The organism is Geminicoccus flavidas (assembly GCF_009806515.1).
Taxonomy (GTDB): Bacteria; Pseudomonadota; Alphaproteobacteria; order Geminicoccales; family Geminicoccaceae; genus Geminicoccus; species Geminicoccus flavidus.
Genome location: NZ_WUJP01000832.1, coordinates 1 through 597, shown reverse-complemented (window position 1 = coordinate 597; position 597 = coordinate 1). Strand labels below are relative to the sequence as shown.

General features: G+C 67.2%; 1 protein-coding gene. It reads left to right on the top strand.

The genetic code is table 11. The annotated features are described in order from the left end of the window. Positions 1-254 precede the first annotated feature (254 nt). Positions 255-597 (top strand): ABC transporter ATP-binding protein (locus EQG76_RS23925; protein ID WP_159717035.1); only part of this gene is annotated, 343 nt, incomplete at its 3' end.

Genomic DNA, 597 nt, shown 5'->3' with positions numbered 1-597 from the left:
CATGTCGCGCAGGATCGCCAGGAGATCCCCGCTCAGGTGCGGGTCGATCCCGATCAGCATGCCAGCCTCCCTGGGCGGCGTCTTCGCGCCACACCCGCAGCCAAAAAATCCGATCTTTGTGACGGAATCAACAAGTCCTTCCCTTCGTCTGCCAGATTCCATGTCGCAGGGCACCCGGCAAAGCGCCGGCCACCTTCCCTGCCGGGCGGGCATCGCTAGTCTCGCCTCCGCGGAGCTGGGCACGGAGGGGGCGGATGAAGGACTGGGCGATCGAGGCGCGCGGTCTGACCAAGCGGTTCGGGACGGGTGCCGACACGGTCACCGCGCTGGACCGGGTTTCGGTCACCATCCGCGAGAACGAGTTCTTCACCCTCCTGGGCCCGTCCGGGTGCGGCAAGACCACCCTGCTCCGCCTGATCGCCGGTTTCGAGCTGCCCAGCGAAGGCGAACTGCTCCTGCACGGCCAGCGCATCGAGAACCTGCCGCCGTTCCGCCGCCCGGTGAACACGGTGTTCCAATCCTACGCGCTGTTCCCGCATCTTTCCGTGTTGCGCAACGTGGCGTTCGGCCCGGAGATGCAGCGCCGGCCCAAGACGG